Source organism: Mitsuokella multacida DSM 20544, from assembly GCF_000155955.1.
GTDB classification, from domain to species: Bacteria; Bacillota; Negativicutes; order Selenomonadales; family Selenomonadaceae; genus Mitsuokella; species Mitsuokella multacida.
In genome coordinates, this window is sequence record NZ_GG697141.2 from 1,270,114 (window position 1) to 1,294,032 (window position 23,919).

A 23,919-nucleotide genomic window follows, 5' to 3' on the forward strand; every position below is an offset into this window, starting at 1 on the left:
CGGGAGGAAGGTCATTTTCATCCGTGCAGGGAAATGCACGCGAATGCAGGGAATTTTTCAGGGGGAAAGCAAAATGGCAGAAATCATTCGTGGTAAAGGCGTCATCTCCGGTATCGCCATGGGCAAGATCATGCTCGCGGGCCAGAATCTCGATGGCTACCTCGTCAACTACGAGCCGGAAGACAAAGAGACGGAGAAGAAGAAGGCACAGGATGCGCTGACGGCCGTCGCCGAGATCCTGCGCGAGAGCATCGAGAAGCTCAAGAGCAAGGACATGAAGGAGCAGGCCGCCATCATGGAAGCACATCGCATGATGGTACAGGACCCGATGATGGCCGACAACATCATGGCCAAGATCGAGGAGCTCGGCAATGCGCCGAAGGCTGTCCTCAAGGCTGCTGAAGAGCAGGCTGTCATGTTCGAGCAGATGGAAGACGAGTACTTCGCTGCCCGCGCCGTCGACCTCCGCGATGTCGGCAAGCGCGTTGCCAAGTACATCCTCGGCGTCAAGGAGCCGGAAATCGGCGACGAGAAGGTCATCCTCTGCGGCCGCGAGATCGAGCCGTCGGTCATCGCTGGCATGGAGACGGAGAAGATCGCAGGTGTCCTGCTCGGCTCGGGCAGCACGACGGCCCATGCTGTCATCATCGCGAAGGCACGCGCTATCCCGACGATCGTCGGCCTCAACAAGGAAGACCGCATCGACCGCATCGCAGATGGCGACCATGTCATCATGGATGGCGAGCGCGGCGAGATCGTCGTCAACCCGGCACCGGAGGACATCGCGAGCTACGACGAGAAGATCAAGAAGCAGAAGGAACTCGCTGCTCACTACGCAGCACTCAAGGACCTGCCGGCCGTCACGACGGATGGCGTCAAGGTCGACCTCATGGCCAACATCGGCACGCACATGGACGTCGACAACGCGCTGAACTACGGTGCTGAGGGCGTCGGCCTGTTCCGCTCCGAGTTCGTCTTCATGGGCCGTCAGGACATCCCGACGGAGGAAGATCAGTTCAAGGCCTACAAAGAGGCCATCGAGAAGTGCAAGGGCAAGCTCTGCGTCATCCGCACGATGGACATCGGCGGCGACAAGCCGCTGCCGTACCTCAACATCCCGGAGGAGGAGAACCCGTTCCTCGGTTACCGCGCCGTCCGCATCAGCCTGCAGCGCCGCGACCTCTTCCTGCCGCAGCTCAAGGCCATCCTGCGCGCTGGCGTCTACGGCAAGGCAGCCATCATGATCCCGATGATCATCAACGTGGCCGAGTTCAAGAAGGTCAAGGAGTTCATCGAGGAAGCGAAACTCGAGCTCGCGCATGAGGGCAAGGCATACTCCGATGATGTCCAGGTCGGCATCATGGTCGAGACGCCGGCAGCTGCCATCATGACGCCGGTACTCGCCAAGTACGTCGACTTCTTCTCCATCGGCACGAACGACCTCGTTCAGTACACGCTGGCAGTCGACCGCGGCAACGCGAACATCTCCTATCTCTACAACCACTTCAACCCGGCTGTGCTGCGCCTCGTCCAGCGCACAATCTCGAGCGCTCGTGAGAACGGCATCTGGGCCGGCATGTGCGGCGAGATGGCCTCGGATCCGAACGCCGCTGTCCTGCTCATGGCCATGGGCATCAGCGAGCTCTCGATGAGCGCACCGTCGATCCCGCGCGTCAAAGAGAAGATCCGCTCCATCAGCTCCGTCAAGGCCAAGGAAATCCTGGCTGACGTCATGGCGATGGAAGACGGCGACGACATCCGCAACTATCTCCAGAAAATCCTCGGCTGATCCACTTGAAGCAGCCGTCGAGCAAGGCAAGGGCCTCCCAAGCGGGAGGCCCTTGTGTTGTCTCGGTGTTGCTCGTGGCTGGACAAAAAGGATGCTGTAGAGTAAACTGGAATAGACCATCAGAAAAGAATTGTATTCCTGTAAAGGGAACCCCGTAAGGGGAAATAGGAGGGGTAATTTTTGGAAAAAAGAGGAAGTTTCTCGACGCGTCTGGGCTTCATCCTGGTCTCGGCGGGCTGCGCCATCGGCCTCGGCAATGTCTGGCGCTTCCCGTACATCACGGGCCAGTATGGCGGCGCATCATTCGTACTCATCTATCTCGTGTTCCTGGCCATCCTCGGCCTGCCCATCATGGTCGCGGAGTTTGCTGTCGGGCGCGCGAGTGTCCGCAGCGCGGCCATGTCGTTCGACGTGCTCGAGCCGAAGGGGACGAAGTGGCATCTCTACAAATACGGTGCCATCGCGGGCAACCTGCTGCTCATGATGTTCTACACGACCGTCTCGGGCTGGATGTTCTACTACATCTACAAGATGGCGACGGGCGCCTTTGACGGGCTCGATGCTGAGGCGGTCGGCGGCGTCTTCAGCGGGCTGCTCGCCGACCCCGTGACGATGGCGGGCTGCATGATCCTCGTCGTCCTGCTCTGCGGCGGTGTCTGCTACCTCGGCGTCGAGGCCGGCGTCGAGCGCATCACGAAGTGGATGATGGTCGCTCTGATGCTGCTGATGATCGTGCTGGCTGTCAACTCCATCCTGCTGCCGAACAGTGAGATCGGCCTCAAGTACTACCTCTATCCGGACTTCAGCAAGGTCACGGAGTACGGCGTGCAAGAAGTTGTCTTCGCCGCGATGGGCCAGGCGTTCTTCACATTGAGCCTCGGCATCGGCGCGCTCGCCATCTTCGGCAGCTACATCGGCAAGTCGAAGCGCCTGACGGGCGAGGCCATCTGGGTCATCGTGCTCGACACGTTCGTCGCCATCATGGCAGGTCTCATTATCTTCCCGGCCTGCTTCAGCTATGGCGTCAACCCGGGCAGCGGCCCGAACCTGCTGTTCGTCACCCTGCCGAACGTCTTCAACCACATGCCGCTCGGCCACTTCTGGGGCGCGATGTTCTTCCTGTTCATGGCGTTCGCCTCGATGTCGACGGTCATCGCCGTGTTCGAGAACCTCATCTGCTGCTTCCTCGAGCTCCTGCGCAAGGACCGCAAGGTCATCATCCGTTGGGGCATGCTCGTCATCATCCTGCTCTCGATGCCCTGCGTCCTGGGCTTCAACGTCTGGAGCGGCTTCACGCCGTTCGGCCCGGGCTCGAATGTCCTGAGCCTCGAGGATTTCATCGTCAGCAACAACCTGCTGCCGCTCGGCAGCCTCGTCTACCTGGCCTTCTGCACGAGTCGCTACGGCTGGGGCTGGAACAACTTCATCAAGGAGGCTGACACCGGCAAGGGTACGGCCTTCCCGAAGTGGATCCGCTTCTACGCGACCTGGATTCTGCCGCTGATCGTTCTCTACATCTTCGCAGCGGGCTACTACGCGATGTTCTTCAAGTAATCTAGATATGAGAAAGTCCCTGTCATCCACCGCGAACCGAGTGGAGGGCAGGGACTTTTTCTGTGAAAAAATGCAAAAAAAGTTCCCGGACAGGAACCGTCCGGGATAATAGCAAGTTTATAGGGATCAAAAGAAACATAAGAGAGAAGTGGGGGACTGCCGGCAACCGGAAGGATGAGACTGCTGCAGTCCGGCTTCTTGTCAGAGGATAGCTAAATCAGAAGAAGAACTGGATACGACCCCAGAGCGTGTCAACGTCGCGGTCGGAATCGATGCCCTTGCCGTTGAAGTACTTAGCCGTAGCGAGTACGTTGTGGAACGGCGTGTAGTTTGCACCGATTTCCCAGCCCTTTGCACCGACGACCTGAGCATCTTCCGTGCCGAAAATCGACGTGTAGGTGCCGAGGTAACGGTAAGCGGCATAAGCGCCCCAAGTGTTCTTGTTCTCCGGCTGAGCACCCTTGTAGCTGTAGATAGCCTGCCACGATTTGTCGAGGTTATCGGCGCTCGTGTTGTTGGCATAAGCCGCGAACAGACGGCTTGTATTGTCGAAGTTATAGCCGACATTTGCAGACCAGATGTTGGCGTTATCTTCGTCGTTCTTGCCGTTCGTGTAGCCTTCTCCATTGTTGAGGCCATCCGTCAGACCGATGAAGTCGTTCGTGTTGAGGTGATAATAAGCGGCACCGCCCGACCACTTGCTGGCCGGCGTTGCGTACTGGAGCGTGATGCCCTGCATGTTAGCAGTATCATCGAAGTCACGATTACTGAGGTGATAACCCTTTTCCTGATCGGAGACATCGATGCGGCCTGCATAGATCGTCGCCTTGAGCGCGTTGCCGAACGTCACATTGGCACCGGACATCGAGTTATCAGAATCGAAGACGAGGCCCTGCTCCGGCGTGTAGAGACCAAATTTACCGAGCTGCGTCTGGAAGTTCTTGTAGTTGCCCTGTGCATAGACACGCTTGAGTGTGATTTTATCTTCGTCATGGTTGTCGCCGTCACCTTTATCGTCGGACATCTCCGTCGTAGCATCAAGGCGGGCATTGACATGCCAGTGATCGTTGACTTCAGCGCTCGGCTCGAGACGTAAGAGCAGCTTATCGGAGTTGTCGCGATCTTTGCTGCCATTCTCCTGCTCCGTGCGGAGGCTGCGATACGTGTAACGTGCCTGGCCGTTCCACTTGACCATGTCGGCATTGCGCTCGAGGTTGCTGACGCGGACGCCGAGGTTGTTGAGCTCATCGGAGAACTCAGCAGCGAGCTTGTCGATCAGGGCCTTATCGGCAGCGGAGACATCCGTCTTTGCCATGGCCTTTGCGACCATCTGCGCCATTTCATAACGCGTGATGCTCTGGTTGCCGCGGAATGTCGTGTCGCCATAGCCTTCGATGACGCCATCAGCAGCGAGCTGAGCTACTGCGTCATAGGCCCAATGGTCAGCCGGTACGTCCGAGAACGGATTAGCGGCAGCGAACGTGGTGCTTGCAGCGCCGACGACGAGAGCCGTCGTCAGTGCAGATACGAGAGTCTTTTTCATAAGAATCTCCTCCTCTATGAAATTGAATCAAAGAACCTTTCGGCAGGAGATCCAGACTCTTTGGTAAGTATCCATGTTCCCTTTCCAGTTCCTCTGAACCGTCCTGTCAATTAGTATTGTAGCCTATAATTTGCATGTTGTCAATTAATAATTTGCATTGTGTGGATTAAATGGCGGATGGAAGTGTGTTCAAGATATGTATCGCCTTAATCTTGAACGCTATTTTCATCTATACTATAATGAGTAGAACAGAGTCGAAGGAATGTTGTATCAAAACGGATAGACGAGTACAGGAAGGGAAGTCATAGCATGGGATTTCAGCGTGCGCGCAAGGAGGAGCAGCGAGAGAGGCGTCGCCAGGAGATCCTCGATGCGGCCTGGGAGCTGTTTGAGGAAGGCGGCCTCGAGATGGTGACGTTCTCGACCATCGGCGCGAAGGTCTCCTTCACACGCCAGACCATCTACACCTACTACCGGTCGCGCGATGAAGTGCTGCTCGACCTCTTGAGCCGCAGGATGGAGGATTTCTATCAGGACATCCGCGCGATGTTCCCAATCGGCAAGCCCGTTACGCAGCGAGAGTTCTGCGAGAGGCTCGTGGACCATTTGCTGTTCCACAAGAAGATGCTCGCGCTGTTCTCCTTGCACATCACGCTCGAGAATAAGGCGCGCTACGAGAACATCCTCTCCTTCAAGCGCACGATGTACGAGGCGTTCCCGGTCTTCTGCACGATCCTGCGCGACCAGTGCTCCGGGGCGTCGGAGGACGCGTTCTGCTACTTCTGCCTGACCATCATGGTCTACATCAGCAGCATCCACCCAATGATCGATCAGACGCCACTGCAGAAGAAGGCCCTGCAGGAGGCATCTGGCGGCATGGCCATCCCGACAGACCGGGAGCTGATCCTCTCATCGCTGATGCTCATGACAGGCTCATTCCACTTTCGCGGCGATGGGGATGAAGAAACGTCCAATCCGTGATAAGATAGAGTCATCTGAGTAAGAGTGAGAGATGAGAGAACAGAGAGGGATGAGATGATGCAAAAGAATGCGGGGCGCTTTGCGCTCGTACTGCTCGCCGTGCTGGCGATGTCAGCTGCCTTTGTCGTGGCAGGCTGTGGCAAGGCGCAGAGCGATGGGACGGGCAGTCCGGCCAAGCAGCAGACGCTCGACGACAAGGTCAATGCGATCGTCGACTCGATGACGACGACGGAGAAGGTCGGCCAGATGGTCATGATTGGCGTCCAGGGGACAGAGGTCACGGATGACAGCCTCTACATGCTGCATCAGTATCACATGGGCGGCGTCATCCTGTTCGACCGCAACATGGAGTCAGCTGACCAGACGAAGAAACTCATCGCCGACCTGCAGGAGCAGGCCGACCAGAAGGTGCCGCTGTTCATCGGTGTCGATGAGGAGGGCGGGCAGGTCGTGCGTGGCAAGTCCTTCCTGACGCCGCCGCCGTCGGAGCAGGAGATTGGCAGGAGCGGCGAGGTCACGCGCGCGGAGGAGTCGGCCCGCCAGACAGCGGAGAAGCTCAAGAAGCTCGGCTTCAACGTCAACTTCGCACCGGTCGCCGATGTCGGCGACTATGCGCGCTCGTTTGGCCCCGACCCCGAGCAGACGGCGAAGTTCGTCGCGGCGGCCGCCCAGGGTTACGAGCAGGAGCACGTCATGTACGCGCTCAAGCACTTCCCGGGCATCGGCCGCGGCACGGTCGACTCGCATGAGGATATCTCCTCCATCACGGCCACGAAGGACGAACTCATGAAGCGCGACCTCGTGCCGTTCCGCACGGTCATCGACGAGCGCCAGCCCGAGGACTACTTCGTCCTCGTCTCGCATCTGCGCTATCCGGCGCTCGATGCGGAAAACCCCGCGAGCCTCTCGAAGGCAATCCAGACGGATTTCCTGCGCGGCGAGCTCGGCTACCGCGGCCTCATCATCACGGATGACGTGGAGATGGGCGCGCTCGCGAAGCATTACAGTTTCCGCGAGCTCGGCGTCAAGGCCGTCGAGGCGGGCAGCGACATCGTGCTCGTCTGCCACGAGTACCCGCATGAGACGGACGTCTACCTCGGGCTGCTCGACGCCGTTCAGGACGGCACGATCTCGATGGAGCGCGTCAACGAATCCGTGCGCCGCATCGTCAAGGCAAAGCTCGTGCATGCACAGTCCTGAGATACAAGATAGATGATGGCAACAAAAAAGACGCTCTGGCATCAAGGGTCAGAGCGTCTTTTCGTGTCTATTCGTTTGTGCTGCTGCTCAGCTGCGCCGCACGGCGGCAAACTCGATCTCGGGCACGTGGTCGATGAGGTTCATCTCGTGGGCGAGCTTGTAGAACGTCCGGAGCCCGTCGAGGTATTCGTCGGTGAGGTCCCAGCGAATGATAGGGCCGAGGTATTCCTCGAGCTGCTCGTAGGTGAAGGCGGGCTTCTGCGGCAGGATCTCGCGGATGGCGGCGTCCTTGTGCAGCTCTGCCGTCTTGAAGGCATGGCGGATACGGTCGTAGACGAGCTGCAGTGCCTCCGGCTGGCTCTCGGCGAAGCGGCGGCTCGCGACCCAGAGCGCGTAGACCATCTTCTTGCCCGTCATTTTCTTCCACTCGAGGCCGAGGTCGTAGTAGTAGAAGCCTTCGCGCGGATGGTGGTAGAGCCAGAGCGCATCGTCGCCTATGAGCAGGGAGGCCGTCGCGTCTTCCGGAATCGGGTCCTCCGGCGTGATGTGGCGCACGTAGTAGTTCGGGATGGCGCCGTAGGCCAGCCGCAGGATGATCTTCAAGAGGCAGTGTGACGTCGCCGACTTGGCCGTCAGGATGATCTTGTCGTCCTTCAGCGACTCGATCGGCTTGCGCGAGGCGAGCAGGATGCTCTCGACATCGCCGTCCGTTGAGACGCAGACATCCGGCAGTACGACGAGCTCTTCGCTGTGGCGGGCGTATATGATGGATGAGACATTGCTGACGTCGAGGCGGTGGTTGATGATGTCGCTGTTGAGCTCCGCCGGGACGCCGCGCGCAATCTGGAGCCCGTCCGCTGCGCCGTGCGCATAGCTCCAGGTCAATGGCAGGACGTTCAGGAAATTGATGTGTCCGACCTTTGGACAGGTCATAAAAATCCCCCTTTTTCTGTTCGTAATCTCTTTCATTATACACGCTGGCATCCCGAAAATATATGATTTTCGTATGTATACGGTATTTTTACAAGAGCAGGCAGTGGGGGAAAGGCTGTTCTTGAACACGATGATACAATATGCTACAATTATTATAGTCATAGTTGATGAAATCAACTGGACAATCTGCTAGTATGTGTCTGCCCGGGGGATAGGGCAGTTTTTGGGAGGAATGACTCATGGATGAGTATATCAACATAGGACGCTGGTTCTCGGTGCTGCACCGCCGCTCACAGATCTTCGTCGTCGAGGCGTGCGAGAAGCTGCATCTGACGTACTCGGAGTACGTCATGCTCTTGCGCATCTACGACCATGAGGGCGCGCGGCAGGATGAGCTCGCGACGATGCTCTACCTCGACAAGGCCGTCGTGACGCGCACGATGACGATGCTCGAGAAGAAGGGGCTCGTCTACCGCGAGCAGGATGCGCGCGACAAGCGGGCCAAGCACGTCTACCTGACGGAATACGGCAAGGAGCAGCACGCCTACTTGCGCAATGTCATCCAGCGCTGGGTCGACTACCTCGTGGCCGACATGGCGCCCGCGGACGTCGAGACCATCGTCAAGGGCTTTGATTATCTCGTCGACAGGGCTTGCCGCGCGGACATCCGCAAACTCGCGCGCGATATCCCGGAAGATCAGCCGCTGGGACCGGCAAAGGGGGACGACCATGCAGAATAATCGCAAAGGACTGGCGCTCATCATGGCGCTCATCATGGCGCTCGCGGCGGCTGGCTGCGGCCAGAAGGCTGCGACCGTCGAGAAGGCGCCGCTCGTCAAGACACAGCAGGCCGGCAGCGGCACGGAGGCGGATACGGGTACGTATGCCGGCACCGTGCGCGGCCGCTATGAGACAAATCTCGCCTTTCAGGTCGGCGGCCAGATCCTCTCACGCAATGTGCAGGAGGGCAGCCGCGTGCGCGCGGGTGACACGTTGATGGTCATCAACGCGAAGGACGTCGTGCAACAGTCGAATGCCGGCGACGCGCAGGTCGCACAGGCCCGCGCTCAGCTCGACCTCGCGCAGCGCAATCTCGCGCGCTACAGCGAGCTCTACCAAGAGGATGCCGTCGCGGCCTCGGTGCTCGACCAGTACCAGGCTAACTACGATGCGGCCTTCGCGACGTACCAGCAGGCGCTCGCCACAGCAGCGCAGGGCCACAACGCCCTCGGTTACACGAATTTGACGGCTGGCGCTGACGGCGTCATCTCAGAGATCAAGGCCGAGGAAGGTCAGGTCGTCGCGGCCGGCCAGACGGTCATGACGCTCGTGCAGACGGACGAGCTCGAGGTCGAGATCGCCGTGCCGGAGAACCGCATCGATGATGTCGCGGTCGGCACGCCGGTCAAGGTCTCGTTCTGGGCGCTCTCACAGGAGGTAAATGGCACGGTGCGCGAAGTCGCGCCGATGGCGGACAGCACCTCGCGCACCTACAAGGTGCGCGTCTCCATACCGAATCCTCTAGAGGGCATGCAACTCGGCATGACGGCTAGCGTGGCGGTGGCGCATGAAGGCGGCAGCAGCTCGGCTGGCTCCGTACTGCCGCTCTCGGCCATCTACCAGACGGGCGACGCGCCCGAGGTCTGGGTCGTCACGGATGACGACACCGTCGCCTTGAAGAGCGTCGAAGTTGAGAATTTCGGCGACAACACGGTGCTCGTGCATGGCCTCGCGCCGACGGATGTCGTCGTGACGGCCGGCGTCCACAAGCTCCGTGAAGGTCAGGCCGTGCGGACGGAGGCGGACAAATGAGGAATCTGACAGAAGTCGCCCTGAAGAACAAGGTCCTCGTCTGGTACTTCATCGTCGTGACGGCCATCGGCGGCATCTTCGCCTACAACAAGCTCGGCCGCATGGAGGACCCGCAGTTCACGATCCGCCAGATGGTCGTCTCGGCCGCCTGGCCGGGCGCGACGGCGCAGGAGATGCAGGAGCAGGTCACGGACAAGCTCGAGAAGAAGCTGCAGGACACGCGCGGCCTCGACAACATCAAGAGTGAGACGCGCGATGGCCAGACCATCATCTACGTCGAGCTCTCCGACGAGGTCGAGAAGGCGAAGGTGCGCGACACCTGGAAAGATGTGCGCAACCTCTGCGAGGACGTCAAGACGGAGCTGCCAGAGGGCGTCTACGGCCCGTACTACAACGACCGCTTTGACGACGTCTACGGCTCGCTCTACGCCGTGACGGGCGATGGTTACTCCTACGAGGAGATGCGCCAGCAGGCCGAGAAGACGCGGCGCCTGCTGCTCAACATCCCGAGCGTCCAGAAGGTCGAGCTCATCGGCGAGCAGGAGGAGAAGGTCTACATCGAGATGGACCGCGCCAAGCTCTCCGAGCTCGGCATCAGCCCGCAGGTCATCGCCAATGCGCTCGCGCAGCAGAATAACATGACGCCGGCCGGCATGGTCGAGACGGACTCCGACAACGTCTACGTGCGCGTGACGGGCCAGTTCGACGACGTCGAGGCCATCCGCCAGATGCCAGTGAGTGCGGGCGGCAAGGTCCTGCGGCTCGGCGACATCGCCAAGGTCGAGCGCCGCTATGAGGAGCCGGCCGCGCCGAAGATGTACTACAACGGTGAGCCGGCCATCGGCATCGCCGTCTCGATGGAAGACGGCGGCAATATCTTGAAGCTCGGCGATGACCTCAAGGGGACGATCGGCAAGATCCAGCAGGACCTGCCCCTCGGCCTTGAGATCCATCAGGTCTCCGACCAGCCGAGCGTCGTCGCGGAGTCCATCCACGATTTCGTCAAGACGCTTGTCGAGGCCATCATCATCGTGCTGGCCGTGAGCTTCCTCTCGCTCGGCTTCCGCACGGGCCTCGTCGTCGCGGGCTGTATCCCGCTCGTGCTCTGCGGCGTCTTCGTCGTCATGTACGCCGTTGGCATCGACCTGCACAAGGTCTCGCTGGGCTCGCTTATCATCGCGCTCGGCCTGCTCGTCGACGATGCGATCATTGCCGTCGAGATGATGAGCGTCAAGCTCGAGATGGGCAACAGCCGCTTCGACGCGGCCTGCTACGCCTTCCGCGCGACGGCCAAGCCGATGCTGACGGGCACGCTCATTACCTGCTGCGGCTTCATTCCCGTCGCCTTCGCGAAGGGCATGGCCAGCGAGTTCTGCAGCGCCCTGTTCCCCGTCATCGCGACGGCCCTCCTGCTCTCGTGGATCGTCTCGGTCATGGTCGCGCCGCTCTACGGCTACTACCTGATCCGCGTCGAGGTCAAGAAGGACGCGGCGGGCAAGATCGACCCGTACCAGAGCCGCTTCTACACGTATTTCCGCAAGGTGCTCACGTTCTTCCTGACGCACCGCAAGGTCGTGCTCATCGCGACGGCCTGCGCGTTCTTCGTCTCGCTCTTCATGATGAAGTTCATCAAGCAGGAGTTCTTCCCGCCGTCGCTGCGCCCTGAGATCCTCGTGGAGCTCAAGTTGCCGGAGGGCTCGTCGATGGCGGCCTCGCAGGCCGTCTGCGACCGAATGTCGGACTTCCTGCAAGAGCGGTCGGACAAGCTTGAGAACTACTCGTACTACGTCGGCCAGTACGCGCCGCGCTTCGTGCTGACGGTCGACCCGAAGGCGGACGCCGACAACTGCTCGCAGTTCGTCATCGTCGCGAAGGACACGGCGGCCCGCGAGGCCCTGGCTAAGGACCTGCAGGATGCCTTTGCCGATGAATTCTCCGATGTCAGCGGCAACATCCAGTTCATCCAGACCGGCCCGCCGGCCGACCACCCTGTCATGCTGCGCGTCTCGGGCTACACGGTCGAGCAGGCCAAGGAGACGGCGGCGCAGGTCGCCGACATCCTCGCCGAGGACCCCAATAACACGAACATCCAGATGGACTGGGGCCAGAAGAGCAAGGTCGTTCACCTCGAGCTCGACCAGGACAAGCTGCGCAGCATGGGCGTGACGACGCAGGCGGTCTCGCAGATGCTCTACACGGAGATCACGGGCGCCAAGGCGGCGGAGTTCTACACGGGTGACCGCACGATCGACATCGAGCTGCGCCTCGCCGCCGTCGACCGCGAGGACATCGCCGAGCTCAAGGACCTGCCGATTTACCTCGGCCAGGCTGGCTACGTGACGCTTGACCAGATTGCCAAAATCTCGTACGAAGGCGAGGACGGGCTAATCAAGCGTTACGGGCTCATGCCGACCGTCACGGTCAGCGCCGACGTCAAGACGGGCACGGCCAACGACGCGACGAAGAAGGCCTATGATGCGACGAAGGAATTGCGCGCGAGCCTGCCGCTCGGCTGCTCCATCGAGGAGGCCGGCACACTCGAGAACAGCAACAAGTCGGTCGGCTTCCTCGTCAAGCCCATCCCGGTCATGGTCTTCCTGATCATGACGCTCCTGATGTTCCAGCTTCGGAGCTTCAAGGACATGCTGCTGACCATCCTGACGGCGCCGCTCGGCATCATCGGCGTGGCCATCGGCATGCTCGTGCTCGACAAGGCCATGGGCTTTGTCGCCATCCTCGGCGTCCTGGCGCTCTCCGGCATGATCATCCGCAACTCGGTCATCCTCATCGACCAGATCCAGAAGCATCTGGAGGCGGGCGAAACGCCGTGGGATGCCGTCGTCGACTCCGCCGTGCTGCGCTTCCGGCCCATCATGCTGACGGCTGCAGCGGCCATCCTCGGCATGCTGCCGCTGATGCCGAGCACGTTCTGGGGGCCGATGGCCGTCGCCATCGCCAGCGGCCTGCTCGTCGCCACCGTGCTGACGCTCTTGGTGCTGCCGACGATGTACGCAGCGATGTACAAGATCCATAAGCCATGATGGTATGACGCAATAAAAAAGACCGCTCGCTTGAGCGGCCTTTTTTATTAGGTCACGGTAAATTCGGGATGTTGCGGCTGATGGCCGTGTGGCGGATGATGTCGTCGACGCGCAGGTCGACGGCGAGCTCCTGCTTGTTGAGCGTCTCCGCGAGCGCGAGCTCATCGGGGTCATCGTTCTTGATGCCCGTGAGGAAGTGCTGCCAGGCCTCGAGCGTCAGCTCCGTGGCCCGCTGGCGCTGGTCGGCGAGGTAGCGGGCACCGGCGGGCACCTCGACGCTCGCGAGCTCCTGCTGGCGCGCCTTGAGCGTCGGGATGACCTCTTGCTCGATCAGGGCTTCAAGGCCCGCCTTCTGCTCCGCCGTGAATGTGCCGGTGCTCGTCTTGCTCAGCGCGTTGAAGCGCAGCTTGTAGGCGGCGAGCTTCTCGTTGTAGGAGGAGACGATGTTCTTCGTCGCCTCGCTGTACTTGGCGATGTCCTCGTTGTGCAGCGGCGTGACGGCGTCGAGGTAGTCGCGGTAGTTCTTGAGGTAGGTGACCTGCCAGTGGCCGTCCGTCGCCTGTTCCATCGCAGCCTCGAGCGTGAAGCTCGTGCCCGTCCAATCGTCGCGGATCTCGATCTCCGCCGTCGCCGTCGTGCCGTCCTCGGTGACCTTGCCGATGCCGACGAATGAGGTGTTGCGCAGCTGGCTGCGCGCGAGGAAGCGCTCGTAGTCGATGCCGAGCTGGCGTCCCTTGAGGATGTCCGTGCCCTCAGGCAGGCTCCACTCGCCCGAGCTCACGCGCCGCAGGATCGTGTCCTGCGTGCCGCTCGTGAGCTGCGGCTTGACCGTGATGTAGAACTTCTCGTAGGCGGCCTTGTTGACAGCCGTCAGCGTCGTGTCGTAGGAGAGCAGGTCGGCCGTCAGGTCGTCGTAGCCGCGCGAGGTCACGAGGTCGAGGTTGACGTAGTGGCGGAAGCGGTCCGCGTCCTTCTTCTGGACGGCGACCACAGCCTGCTCGAGCGCGTACTCCGGCGTGCGCTTCTGCGCGTAGAGATGCCAGCCGAAGAAGGCGCCGAGCGCGAGGATCACGAGGATCAGGACTAGCAGGGCCTGGCGGCGCCGCCGCACGCGGCGCTTGCGTATCGTTTTTTCCCAAGTATAATCATCCATCTGGTGAGAGTCCTTTCCAGTCAATAGATTCAGCATATACGATTATCGTTCAGTCTGTACCGTCATCTTATAGTATACTATATGACGTGGCGCGCGTCCAAAAAAACACCAACCGTCATATGTTTTCCTGGAATTATCTGGTAGAATAGAAGGTAGAATTCTGTGCTTTGGAGGAAATGTTCTTTATGAAATGGGTCAACCATCAGGTCTTGACGGGCGTCATTGTCTACGCGGCTACGGACGACATGCTGCTGACCATCTACAGCATGGCGGGGGCAATCTTTCCCGACAAGGTCGAGGGCAGCCCGCGCGCGGGCAATTACTGGAGCTGGCGCAGCCGCCACCGCGGCTGGTCGCACTGGCCGATGCTCTACCTCGGGCTCATCTTCTTCCTGAGCAGGCTCGAGGAGGGGCAGCTCACGGCGCTGCCGACGGCCGACCTCACGACGATTGGCATCTACATCTGCATCGGCGCTCTCTTGCACATTGCCGAGGACGCCGTCTGCGGCAAGGTGCCGCTCTTGACGCCGTACCACAAGGTCGGCATTCGGCTCTTCAAGGTCGGTTCCGTGTCGGAATACCTCTTCACGATAGCAGCCGTGCTGCTCTGCTACGGCCTGCGCACGCATTTTTCGTTCTTGAGCTGAGGAGTTGAGAGATTAAAGATTCAGGGGATAGGTTAGGGAAGGGGAGTCAATATGACGGATTATCGCACGAACAAGAAAAAGACGAGCAAGATCCTGCGCCTCATGGCAGAGAAGTACCCGACGAAGGAAGCCGTTTACGAGAAGCTCATCTACCTGCAGTCGTACCTCTCGCTGCCGAAAGGCATCGAGCACTTCATGAGCGACCTGCACGGCGAGTACGCCTCGTTCTTCCACATCCTCAACAACTGTTCCGGCGTCATCCGCGAGAAGGTCGACTACGTCTTCGGCGTGCGGCTGACGGAGGAAGAGAAGGCCGAGTTCTGCACGCTCATTTACTACCCGAAGGAGAAGATCGACCAGATGCGCGCGGAGCGGCGCGCGACGCCGTCGTGGTATCGCGAGAATCTCGGGCGGCTGCTCGAGCTCGCCAAGCTCATGAGCTACAAGTACCCGGCCTCGAAGGTCAGCGGTTTCATCCCCGACCGGTACGCCTCGGTCATCGTCGAGCTCATGAACACGCACCCCGAGGCCGACCAGGCGCAGTTCATCTACCTCAAGAAGCTCCTCAATACCATCGTGCAGATCGACAGCGGCGCCGACTTCATCGAGGCGTTCACCGTGCTGATCAAGCGGCTGGCTGTCGACCGGCTTCACATCGTCGGCGACTTCTTCGACCGCGGCAACCGGCCCGACGCCATCCTCAATCTGCTCATGGAACACCCCTCTGTCGACATCCAGTGGGGCAACCACGATGTGCTCTGGATGGGCGCGGCGCTCGGCAGCGAAGTTTGCATCGCGACCGTCGTGCGCAACTCCCTGCGCTATCAGAATACCGACGTGCTCGAGCGCGGCTACGGCATCAGCCTGCGGCCACTGACGACGTTCGCCTCGCATATCTACCCCGACGAGGCCCCCTTGAAGGCCGCGGAGCGCGCCATCACCATCATGATGTTCAAGCTCGAGGGCCAGCTCATCGCGCGCAACCCCGACTTCCAGATGGAGAGCCGCCGGCTGCTCCACCAGATCGACTTCCGCTCCTCGTACGCGCGGCTCGGTGACGGCCGGCGCTACGAGCTCGAGAGCGCCTACTTCCCGACAATCGACGAGTCCTGCACGGAGGCGGACGTCTACGAGCTGACCGATAAGGAGCAGGAGATCATTGAGGACCTGCGCTCCTACTTCACGGAGAGCGCCGTCCTGCGCCGCCACGTCGACTACCTCTACCAGAAGGGCAATCTCTACACCTGTTGCAACGGCAATCTGCTGTTCCACGGCTGCGTGCCTCTGAACGAAGACGGCACGTTCCGCACGATACGCTTCGAGGGCAAGGAGTACTGCGGTCGTGGCTGGTTCGACTTCTGCGAGCAGCGCGCACGCGAGGCCTGGCTGCACGGCACGCCGCGCGCCCTCGACTTCATGTACTTCCTCTGGTGCGGCAGGCTCTCGCCGACGTCGGGGCGCGAGTTCAAGACGTTCGAGCGCGCGCTGATCGCCGACGAGAGCACCTGGAAGGAGCCGTCCGACCCGTACTACCGCTATATCGACACGGTGGACTGCTGCGAGCGCGTCCTGCAGGAGTTCGGCCTCGACCCGAAGCGCGGCCACATCATCAACGGCCATGTGCCCGTCAAGGTCAGGAAGGGCGAGAGCCCCGTCAAGGCCGACGGCCGCGCCATCATCATCGACGGCGGCTTCTGCCGCGCCTACCACAAGAAGACGGGCATCTCCGGCTATACCCTGATCTCGAATTCGCGCGGCCTGCGCCTGCTCGAGCACCAGCGCATCGCCGACGTCCGCGAGGCGCTCCGCGCCAACCACGACATCGAGTCCGTCTCCGAGACGATTGAACTCCAGTCGTGCCACAACACCGTTGGCGACACCGACCAGGGCCGCGTCATCCAGGACGAGATCACAGACCTCTACAATCTGCTGCTCGCCTACCAGAACGGCCTGTTGAAGCCACAGGCGTAATTGATCCCCAAAAGAAAGGTGATTCCCATGACCTCTATAAATTCTTTCCCTGAGCCGCTTCGTCAGAAATACGAGAAGCTGCAATCCATCCTGCAGCAGCTCGGCAGCGTCGCCGTGGCCTTCTCGAGCGGCGTCGACTCGACGTTTCTCGTCAAAGTCGCGCACGACGTGCTCGGCGATAAAGCCGTCGCGTTCACCGCGGCTTCTGACTTTGTGCCGCAGCGCGACGTCGATGATGCCAAAGCGTTCTGCGCGAAAGAGGGCATTGAGCACCACACGGTGCCGTTCCCAATCCTCACGGTGCCGCATGTCGAGGAGAACCCCGAGGACCGCTGCTACTTCTGCAAGCACGCGCTGTTCGCGCACATGAAGGAGCTCGCGGCGGAGCGGGGGCTCGCGGCCGTCGTCGACGGCTCAAACCTCGACGATGACGGCGACTACCGCCCGGGGCACAAGGCGCTCAAAGAGCTCGCCATCGTGAGTCCGCTGCATGAGGCAGGTATGCGCAAGGCCGATATCCGTGCGCTCTCCAAGGCGCTCGGGCTGCCGACCTGGGACAAGCCGTCGTTTGCCTGCCTGGCCTCGCGCTTCCCGTACGGCACGGCGCTGACGCCGGAGGGGCTCGCGCGCGTCAACCGCGCCGAGGAATTCCTCATGGCGAAGGGCTTCCGCCAGCTGCGCGTGCGCGCGCATGGCGAGGTTGCGCGCATTGAGCTCGTGCCCGAGGACATCCCGCGCTTCCTCGAGAAGGGCTTGCGCGAAGAGACGGCCGCTTACTTCAAGCATATCGGCTTTGCCTACACGGCGCTCGACCTGCTCGGCTACCGCACGGGCAGCCTCAATGAGACGCTTCATGATGATGTAGAGACCGCCGAAAATCCATAAGATTTGCGCTCATCGCGGCGATGATGTACTATAAAAGGTAGCAGTCTTTATACCTATAGAATGGAGATTTTACTGGATGAAATCAGCAACGAAGATTTTATCAGGTCTGATGGTCACGGCCCTCATCCTGCCGGCAGCAGCGGGCACGGCGAGCGCCGCGACGTATCATTCCGATTCCGATACGAGTCTGGGGCTGCTCGACTACCTCGAGAACGAGCACCGCGCCGCGCGCGCCCAGAAGCCGAACCCCGAGAAGGAGCAGCTCAAGGCCGACACCGAGGAGATGAGCAAGCACCTGCGCTACCCGATCGACCCGACGAAGGCCGCACCGGTCGCCTTCGAAGGCGATGACCTCACGTGGAACCAGGTGACGGGCGACTTCATGGCCAAGGGCAAGGTCAAGGTCACGCAGCTCGACCAGCACCGCTTCGAGGGCGAGAACGTCGACGGCAACACCATCGAGGAACGCATCCACATCCCGGGCAAAGGTCACATGCTGCAGTTCACGCCGGGCCAGACCGAGGTCATGCTCGATGGCTTCGAGACGAACTACAACTACCGCACGCGCACGGGGACGATGGAGAGCGCCAAGGGCAAGGTCGCCGAGAACTACATGACGGGCAAGAAATTCGAGTTCTACCCCGACAAGATCGTCATCTACGATGGCACGAAGACGAAGTGCAGCGCCATCAACCCGGACTACAGCCTCTTTGCGCGCAAGATCGAGATCTACCCCGACGACAAGATGGTCATGCACAACGTCCGCTTCAAGATCAAGGGCGTGACCTTCCTGTCGAAGTCACAGTACGAAGTCAACCTCAAGAAGGACACGACCGTCTCTGACTGGTTCCCGCGCTTCGGCTACGACAAGACGAACGGCCTCTGGGTTCGCCAGCACCTCAAGCAGCCAATCGCTAAGAAGGTTACGGCCAACGAGAACATCCGCTACACGACAAAGAAGGACTGGCGCAATGAGTTCAACATCAATTGGGAAAATGCCGGTAATTATGCGCGCGTGACGCAGGGCTACTTTGACGACAGCGACGACAACTGGATCAAGAAGCAGCCGTCGCTGCTCGTCGGCCACACGGCGCGCATCGGCAATTCGCCGTTCCACTACAGCATTAACGGCGAGTACGGCCGCTGGAAGCAGGGTGCGGTCAAGAGTAACCACAAGATGTACAACGTGGGCCTCAGCTACGACCCGATCCGCTTCGAGGGCTGGAAGCTCAACCTCAGCACGAGCTACGAAGTCACGCATGAGTCGTACAACGATGCCCATTACAGCGGCTTCAACTACGATGCGACGCTGACGAAGGATTTCGACGACCGCTGGTCGGGCTACGGCGCCTACCGTTATCAGAAGAACAACCGCGAGAACTCGCCATTCGACTTTGACAACGATGACTACTCGCGCAAGTTCGAGGCTGGCTTCAGCTACCGCATCGACGAGAACAACCGCGTGGCCTTTGGCTCGAAGTACGATGTGGACAATGCAACTTGGCGCAAGTTCGACTACTACTGGTTCCACGACATGCACTGCTCGCAGGTCATCCTGCACTACGAGGGACGCGACAAGACCTGGAAGGTCAAGTGGCGCTTCCTGCCGATTTGATGCAGGTATGTAAAAAGAGAAAGGATGAAGGCATTGCAGCAGGAATACAATAAGGCCCTGTCCGGCATGCAGGGCAGGGACATCCTCGTCATCGGCGACATGGTCGCCGACATCTACCTCGACGGCCGCATCTCGCGCATCTCGCGCGAAGCCCCTGTGCTCGTGCTCGAGCAGGCCGGAGAGAAAGTCGTCGCGGGCGGCGCGGCCAACGTCGTCAACAACATCGCGACGCTCGGCGGCAAGGTCCATGCCGTCGGACTCGTCGGCAGCGACAAGAGCGCCGACGGACTGCGCGCTATTCTCGCGAAGAACGGTGCCGACGTCCGCGGCCTTATCGCCGACGATTCGCGGCCGACCATCTCCAAGACGCGCATCATTGCGGGCGGCCGCGCGACGGTCAGCCAGCAGATTGTGCGCATCGACAGGGAGAGCAAGGCGCCGATGGCCCCGGCCGTCGAGGCGGAGCTGCGCGCCTACATCAAGTCCATCCTGCCGACGGTCGAGGGCGTCGTCATCAGCGACTACGGCTCCGGCACCGTCACCGAAGGGCTCCAGTCCTTGCTTATCGACTATTGCCAGATCAAGGGCATCCCGAGCATTGTCGACTCACGTTACGCCGTCCGCCGCTTCCACGGCATCGGTTACGTCAAGCAGAATGACGCCGAGATTGCCGCGGCCATGGGCCGCAATCTTGATACGACGGAGGACATCGTCGCGGCGGCAGAGGAGCTCCGTCAAGAGCTCGCGGCCAAGGGCGTCCTCGTGACGCGCGGCGAGCTCGGCATGGTCCTCGTCGAGCACGGCGCCGTCCACGAGATCCCCGTCTCCGACAAGAGCGAGGTCTTCGACGTCTCCGGCGCCGGTGACACCTGCGTCGCAGCCGTCATCCTCGCGCTCGCCGCAGGCGTCGCGCCGGCCACGGCCGCACGCCTCAGCAACATCGCGAGCGGCATCGCCGTGCGCAAGCTCGGCACGAGCACCGTCTCCGTGCGCGAGCTCGCCGAGGCCATCGAGAAATCAAGAGAAGAATACACGTCAAAGTGAGGAAATATCATGCTGATTGACCCCAATGATATCGAGCAACTCTGTGAAATCCTGCACCGCGCCGGGCAGAAGATCGTCTTCACGAACGGCTGCTTCGACATCCTGCACGCCGGCCATGTGCGCTACCTCGAGAAGGCGCGCTCCTTCGGCGACTGCCTAGTGCTCGGCCTCAACACGGATGCATCTGTGCGCGGCAACAAGGGGCCCGCGCGTCCCATCAACGGCGAGCTCGACCGCGCCGAGGTCGTCGGCGCGCTCAAGGCCATCGACTACGTCGTGCTGTTCGGCGAGAAGACGGCCGAGACCATCATTGCCAAGGTCCGCCCCGACGTCTACGTCAAGGGCGGCGACTACACGCTCGAGACACTGCCCGAGGCTAAGATTGTCCAGAGCTACGGCGGTCGCGTCGAGTTCGTCCAGATGGTCGCCGGACGCTCGACGACAAACGTCATCAAGAAGATTGAACAACTGCAGGAACAGGAAGGGGAGGTATGAGCCAGCTGTGAAGAATATCCTGATCGTCAAGATGAGCTCCATCGGCGACGTCATCCACGCCCTGCCCGTGAGCTACGCCATCAAGGAGACGTATCCCGACGCCCACCTGACCTGGGTCGTCGAGCCGCCGGCCTACGACATCGTCGCGATGGCCGCCTGCGTCGACGAGATCATCGTCTTCGAGAAGAAGAAGTTCCGCAGCGTCAAGGGCTTCCTGCAGAACTTCCTGCCGCTGCGCAGGAAGATACAGGCGCGCGACTACGACGTCGTGCTCGACCTGCAGGGCCTCTTCAAGTCGGCGGCCGTCGCCGCGCTCGCCAAGGCCCCGAAGGGGCAGAAGTACGGCATGTGGAACATGCGCGAGGGCAGCCAGCTCATCTCGAAGCCCGTCATCGGCCCGCACTGCCACGACCACGTCATCGAGCGCTACCTCGACACGGCGCGCGCCATCGGCTGCGCGGTCAAGGAAGTGCGCCTGCCCATCCGCGTGCCAGAGCGCGAGCAGCAGCTCACGCGCCAGATCGTCGCGCAGGCCGGCGCCAATATGGCGAATCCCTACACCGTGCTCGTCGTCGGTGCCAGCTGGCCGACAAAATGCTGGCCGGACGGGCACTTTGCCATGCTCGGCGACTGGCTCTACAACCACGGCGTCATCCCCGTGCTCGTCGGCAGCGGCCCCGTCGAGACGCAGAAGGCCGCCGAGATCGCGGCCAAGATGGACATCCCGCCCATAGACCTCGTCGGCAAGCTCAACTTCAAGCAGCTCGCCTACCTCTTCCAGCAGTCGGCGGCCGTTGTCGGCGGCGATACGGGGCCGACGCATCTCGCCGTCGGCATCGGTGCCAAGACCGTCATGCTCATGGGGCCGACATATCCGCGCCGCACGGGGCCCTACGGGCAGATGGAGAACCTGCTCGTCGTCGACCGTGACTGCCGCGAGTGCATGAAGCGCGTCTGCCCGCTCGGCCACGACTGCATGGCCGTCATCAAGCCCGAGCAGGTCGAAGCAAAGCTAAAGGCCCTCGTGCCAGCGCTCAATGCCGTCACCATCTGAAGCCAAGTAGTCTAGCAAGAAGGAAATTTTCATGTACAAGAATATCCTCGTCATCAACACGATGCACATCGGCGACCTCATGCTCGTGACGCCGGCCCTGCGCACGTTGCGGACGAACTATCCCGAGGCGCACATCGCGCTCTTGACGGACAAGCCGCTCGGCGACCTCGTGCGCTGTAACGAGAACCTCGACGAGTGCATCCTCATCGACAAGCACGGCAAGGACAAGGGCCTCCTCGCCCTCGTGCGCTTCATCCGGAAAATCCGCGCGCGCCACTTCGACCTCGTCATCAATTTCCACCGCAATGAACGCGCTTCGGCCATCGCCGCCTTCTCGGGCGGCAAGCGCATCGTCGGCTACTCGCAGCCCGGCTTCAAGCGCTTCTTTGACAAGGTCATGCCGAACCGCGCCATGGCCGACACGCCACCCGAACTCGTCAAGCATCAGGTGCTCTGCCACCTCGATGTGCTCAAGGAGGCCGTCGGCGTCAAGACCATCGACGACCGCGGCCTCGAGATGATGCTGCCGCCAGAGGAGGAGGCCAAGGCCGCCGCACTCTGGCAGCAGGAATTCGCGCCCAAGGCCAAGGTCGTCGCCTTCAACATCGGCGCGAGCTGGCAGACGAAGCGCTGGCTCGACAGCTACTTTGCCGCCTGCGCCGACCGCTTCATCCGCGAGGGTTACGACGTCGCCTTCATGGGCGGCCCGACCGACGTGCCGCTCGTCGAGAAATGCCGCGCGCAGATGGAGGAGCAGGAGCATGTCCACGTCTTCACGGGCAAGGTCAGCCTGACCGTGCTCGCAGGCCTCTTGCGGCGCTGCTCGCTCTTCCTCACGACCGACTCCGGCCCGATGCACGTCGGCGTCGCCATGAACGTGCCCATCGTCACGATGTTCGGCGCGAGTCCCGTGCCGACCTTTTACCCGTACGACGGCAAGGACGTCCTCATCAAGACGCCCGAGCCCTGCCACCCCTGCGGCATCCACGAATGTCCGCGCAAGGGGCAGGATAACATGGCCTGCATGAAGAATATCCCTGTAGACACCGTCATGAAGTACGCGGAGGAACTCCTCGCGGCCCACGACGGCGCGCCGGCCTACGAGTGGCCGCCCCATCCGGGCGACTACAAGTGCCGCGTCATTGAACTTTGAGATTTTGAGCCTTTACGCTTGGGATGTATTGAGAGGTGTCCAATGGAAAACGAACAGCTTTATGATTTTGTCGCCCAGCGCACCGCGCGCTGCAAGATCCTCGTCGTCGGCGATGTCATGCTCGACAAGTATTACTATGGCGAGGTCACGCGCATCTCGCCCGAGGCGCCTGTGCCAATCACGCACGTGCTCGAGACGAAGGAGACCCTGGGCGGCGCGGCCAACGTCGCCCACAACCTCGCCCTGCTCGGCTGTGAGACGAGCATCGCGGGCTTCGTCGGCGAGGATTACCACTGCCAGAGCCTGCTCGATAAATTCACGGCCCGCGGCATCGATTACCACGGCCTCATCACGACTGACCGCCCGACGACGACGAAACTCCGCGTCATCGGCGGCCATCAGCAGATGATGCGCCTCGACTTCGAGGAGTCCGCACCAATCACCGGTCCCTATGCCGACCGCTTCCTCCACTACATCAACCAGAAGCTCAACGAGAGCCTCGATTGCGTGATCATCTCCGACTACGGCAAGGGCTCCTGCTCCGAGCAGAACTGCCAGAAGATCATCCAGGCCTGCCACGCCCACGGCGTGCCCGTCGTCGTCGACCCGAAGGGCACGAACTGGGCCAAGTATGCGCACGCCGACTACATCACGCCGAACCTCAAGGAAATCAATTCGGTGCTCCTCGAGCCCATCCGCAATGAGGACAAGGCCGTCGAGAAGGCCGCGCACTACGTTATGCGCAAGTTCAAGCTGCGCAACGTCATCGTCACGCGCTCCGAAGAAGGCCTCTCGCTCGTGCGCGAGGAAGAAGTCGTCCACATCCCGACGAAGGCACAGGAGGTCTTCGACGTTTCCGGTGCCGGCGACACCGTCATCGCCGTCTTCGCCATGGCCTTAGCCGGCGGCCTCGCGCCGCGCGACGGCGCCTACATGGCCAACCTTGCCGCCAGCGTCGTCGTCGCCAAGCTCGGCACCTACGCCGTCAGCCGCGACGAGCTTATGGCCGTGCTTCGGGGTGAATGATACAGTAAACAGTCACTTTGTGA

Annotated in this window: 19 protein-coding genes; 16 read left to right on the plus strand and 3 right to left on the minus strand. The window is 61.1% G+C overall.

Annotation, left to right across the window (positions count from 1 at the left end):
* The first annotated feature begins 73 nt into the window (after nucleotides 1-73).
* Nucleotides 74-1,789, plus strand: coding sequence for a phosphoenolpyruvate--protein phosphotransferase (ptsP, locus tag MITSMUL_RS05855; RefSeq protein WP_040635601.1), 1,716 nt, complete (start codon nucleotides 74-76; stop codon nucleotides 1,787-1,789).
* 180 nt (nucleotides 1,790-1,969) lie between these two features.
* Complete coding sequence (locus tag MITSMUL_RS05860; RefSeq protein ID WP_005840857.1) at nucleotides 1,970-3,343, plus strand: sodium-dependent transporter; 1,374 nt, start codon at nucleotides 1,970-1,972, stop codon at nucleotides 3,341-3,343.
* Between the two features lie 217 nt (nucleotides 3,344-3,560).
* Here the strand turns inward: MITSMUL_RS05860 and MITSMUL_RS05865 are convergent, their stop codons facing one another.
* Nucleotides 3,561-4,886, minus strand: coding sequence for an S-layer homology domain-containing protein (locus MITSMUL_RS05865; RefSeq protein ID WP_005840858.1), 1,326 nt, complete (start codon nucleotides 4,884-4,886; stop codon nucleotides 3,561-3,563).
* A 309-nt stretch (nucleotides 4,887-5,195) separates the two neighbouring features.
* Between MITSMUL_RS05865 and MITSMUL_RS05870 the strand changes: the two genes are divergently transcribed.
* Together MITSMUL_RS05870 and MITSMUL_RS05875 are read left to right on the plus strand one after the other, a co-directional pair.
* The gene (locus MITSMUL_RS05870; protein ID WP_005840859.1) at nucleotides 5,196-5,867 is read left to right on the plus strand and encodes a TetR/AcrR family transcriptional regulator; all 672 of its coding nucleotides are present in this window, start codon (nucleotides 5,196-5,198) and stop codon (nucleotides 5,865-5,867) included.
* A gap of 54 nt (nucleotides 5,868-5,921) precedes the next feature.
* A complete protein-coding gene (locus MITSMUL_RS05875; RefSeq protein ID WP_005840861.1) occupies nucleotides 5,922-7,067 on the plus strand; it encodes a glycoside hydrolase family 3 N-terminal domain-containing protein in 1,146 nt (381 codons plus the stop codon).
* Between the two features lie 87 nt (nucleotides 7,068-7,154).
* Here the strand turns inward: MITSMUL_RS05875 and MITSMUL_RS05880 are convergent, their stop codons facing one another.
* A complete protein-coding gene (locus tag MITSMUL_RS05880; RefSeq protein WP_040635604.1) occupies nucleotides 7,155-8,000 on the minus strand; it encodes a menaquinone biosynthetic enzyme MqnA/MqnD family protein in 846 nt (281 codons plus the stop codon).
* Nucleotides 8,001-8,239: 239 nt separating this feature from the next.
* On the opposite strand from MITSMUL_RS05880, the gene MITSMUL_RS05890 reads away from it, so the two are divergent.
* From MITSMUL_RS05890 to MITSMUL_RS05900, 3 genes are read left to right on the plus strand one after another with little or no spacing between them, the layout of a single operon-like run.
* The gene (locus MITSMUL_RS05890; RefSeq protein WP_005840864.1) at nucleotides 8,240-8,740 is read left to right on the plus strand and encodes a MarR family winged helix-turn-helix transcriptional regulator; all 501 of its coding nucleotides are present in this window, start codon (nucleotides 8,240-8,242) and stop codon (nucleotides 8,738-8,740) included.
* Nucleotides 8,730-9,812, plus strand: coding sequence for an efflux RND transporter periplasmic adaptor subunit (locus tag MITSMUL_RS05895; protein ID WP_005840865.1), 1,083 nt, complete (start codon nucleotides 8,730-8,732; stop codon nucleotides 9,810-9,812). Before MITSMUL_RS05890 ends, MITSMUL_RS05895 begins: the two co-directional genes overlap by 11 nt.
* Complete coding sequence (locus MITSMUL_RS05900) at nucleotides 9,809-12,853, plus strand: efflux RND transporter permease subunit (protein WP_005840866.1); 3,045 nt, start codon at nucleotides 9,809-9,811, stop codon at nucleotides 12,851-12,853. The genes MITSMUL_RS05895 and MITSMUL_RS05900 overlap by 4 nt, the downstream gene beginning before the upstream one ends.
* A 52-nt stretch (nucleotides 12,854-12,905) precedes the next feature.
* Here the strand turns inward: MITSMUL_RS05900 and MITSMUL_RS05905 are convergent, their stop codons facing one another.
* The gene (locus MITSMUL_RS05905) at nucleotides 12,906-14,006 is read right to left on the minus strand and encodes a hypothetical protein (RefSeq protein ID WP_040635607.1); all 1,101 of its coding nucleotides are present in this window, start codon (nucleotides 14,004-14,006) and stop codon (nucleotides 12,906-12,908) included.
* Nucleotides 14,007-14,191: 185 nt separating this feature from the next.
* Here MITSMUL_RS05905 and MITSMUL_RS05910 point away from each other — a divergent pair, with 185 nt between their 5' ends.
* The 9 genes from MITSMUL_RS05910 to rfaE1 all read left to right on the plus strand — a co-directional run bounded on the left by MITSMUL_RS05910 (nucleotide 14,192) and on the right by rfaE1 (nucleotide 23,896).
* The gene (locus MITSMUL_RS05910; protein WP_040635609.1) at nucleotides 14,192-14,653 is read left to right on the plus strand and encodes a metal-dependent hydrolase; all 462 of its coding nucleotides are present in this window, start codon (nucleotides 14,192-14,194) and stop codon (nucleotides 14,651-14,653) included.
* A 51-nt stretch (nucleotides 14,654-14,704) separates the two neighbouring features.
* Entirely contained in the window at nucleotides 14,705-16,624 is a 1,920-nt protein-coding gene (locus tag MITSMUL_RS05915; protein ID WP_005840869.1) for a fructose-bisphosphatase class III, read from the plus strand.
* Nucleotides 16,625-16,651: 27 nt separating this feature from the next.
* On the plus strand, nucleotides 16,652-17,509 hold the full coding sequence (gene larE / locus MITSMUL_RS05920; RefSeq protein ID WP_050751642.1) for an ATP-dependent sacrificial sulfur transferase LarE: 858 nt from the start codon (nucleotides 16,652-16,654) through the stop codon (nucleotides 17,507-17,509).
* A 76-nt stretch (nucleotides 17,510-17,585) separates the two neighbouring features.
* Nucleotides 17,586-19,124 (plus strand): outer membrane protein assembly factor, encoded by a 1,539-nt coding sequence (locus MITSMUL_RS05925; protein WP_040635611.1) that lies wholly within the window; start codon nucleotides 17,586-17,588, stop codon nucleotides 19,122-19,124.
* A 24-nt stretch (nucleotides 19,125-19,148) separates the two neighbouring features.
* Complete coding sequence (locus MITSMUL_RS05930; protein ID WP_005840872.1) at nucleotides 19,149-20,168, plus strand: bifunctional heptose 7-phosphate kinase/heptose 1-phosphate adenyltransferase; 1,020 nt, start codon at nucleotides 19,149-19,151, stop codon at nucleotides 20,166-20,168.
* 9 nt (nucleotides 20,169-20,177) lie between these two features.
* Complete coding sequence (gene rfaE2 / locus MITSMUL_RS05935) at nucleotides 20,178-20,663, plus strand: D-glycero-beta-D-manno-heptose 1-phosphate adenylyltransferase (protein ID WP_005840874.1); 486 nt, start codon at nucleotides 20,178-20,180, stop codon at nucleotides 20,661-20,663.
* Between the two features lie 7 nt (nucleotides 20,664-20,670).
* On the plus strand, nucleotides 20,671-21,717 hold the full coding sequence (gene waaC, locus MITSMUL_RS05940; protein WP_005840875.1) for a lipopolysaccharide heptosyltransferase I: 1,047 nt from the start codon (nucleotides 20,671-20,673) through the stop codon (nucleotides 21,715-21,717).
* 31 nt (nucleotides 21,718-21,748) lie between these two features.
* Entirely contained in the window at nucleotides 21,749-22,870 is a 1,122-nt protein-coding gene (locus MITSMUL_RS05945; protein ID WP_005840876.1) for a glycosyltransferase family 9 protein, read from the plus strand.
* Between the two features lie 42 nt (nucleotides 22,871-22,912).
* Entirely contained in the window at nucleotides 22,913-23,896 is a 984-nt protein-coding gene (gene rfaE1, locus MITSMUL_RS05950; RefSeq protein WP_005840878.1) for a D-glycero-beta-D-manno-heptose-7-phosphate kinase, read from the plus strand.
* Nucleotides 23,897-23,919: the final 23 nt, after the last annotated feature.

Coding starts and splice junctions, on each gene's coding strand:
- ptsP (WP_040635601.1), top strand. CDS start 74: ATGGCAGAAATCATTCGTGGTAAAGGCGTCATCTCCGGTATCGCCATG.
- MITSMUL_RS05865 (WP_005840858.1), bottom strand. CDS start 4,886: ATGAAAAAGACTCTCGTATCTGCACTGACGACGGCTCTCGTCGTCGGC.
- MITSMUL_RS05870 (WP_005840859.1), top strand. CDS start 5,196: ATGGGATTTCAGCGTGCGCGCAAGGAGGAGCAGCGAGAGAGGCGTCGC.
- MITSMUL_RS05875 (WP_005840861.1), top strand. CDS start 5,922: ATGATGCAAAAGAATGCGGGGCGCTTTGCGCTCGTACTGCTCGCCGTG.
- MITSMUL_RS05880 (WP_040635604.1), bottom strand. CDS start 8,000: ATGACCTGTCCAAAGGTCGGACACATCAATTTCCTGAACGTCCTGCCA.
- MITSMUL_RS05890 (WP_005840864.1), top strand. CDS start 8,240: ATGGATGAGTATATCAACATAGGACGCTGGTTCTCGGTGCTGCACCGC.
- MITSMUL_RS05895 (WP_005840865.1), top strand. CDS start 8,730: ATGCAGAATAATCGCAAAGGACTGGCGCTCATCATGGCGCTCATCATG.
- MITSMUL_RS05900 (WP_005840866.1), top strand. CDS start 9,809: ATGAGGAATCTGACAGAAGTCGCCCTGAAGAACAAGGTCCTCGTCTGG.
- MITSMUL_RS05905 (WP_040635607.1), bottom strand. CDS start 14,006: ATGGATGATTATACTTGGGAAAAAACGATACGCAAGCGCCGCGTGCGG.
- MITSMUL_RS05910 (WP_040635609.1), top strand. CDS start 14,192: ATGAAATGGGTCAACCATCAGGTCTTGACGGGCGTCATTGTCTACGCG.
- MITSMUL_RS05915 (WP_005840869.1), top strand. CDS start 14,705: ATGACGGATTATCGCACGAACAAGAAAAAGACGAGCAAGATCCTGCGC.
- larE (WP_050751642.1), top strand. CDS start 16,652: ATGACCTCTATAAATTCTTTCCCTGAGCCGCTTCGTCAGAAATACGAG.
- MITSMUL_RS05925 (WP_040635611.1), top strand. CDS start 17,586: ATGAAATCAGCAACGAAGATTTTATCAGGTCTGATGGTCACGGCCCTC.
- MITSMUL_RS05930 (WP_005840872.1), top strand. CDS start 19,149: ATGAAGGCATTGCAGCAGGAATACAATAAGGCCCTGTCCGGCATGCAG.
- rfaE2 (WP_005840874.1), top strand. CDS start 20,178: ATGCTGATTGACCCCAATGATATCGAGCAACTCTGTGAAATCCTGCAC.
- MITSMUL_RS05945 (WP_005840876.1), top strand. CDS start 21,749: ATGTACAAGAATATCCTCGTCATCAACACGATGCACATCGGCGACCTC.
- rfaE1 (WP_005840878.1), top strand. CDS start 22,913: ATGGAAAACGAACAGCTTTATGATTTTGTCGCCCAGCGCACCGCGCGC.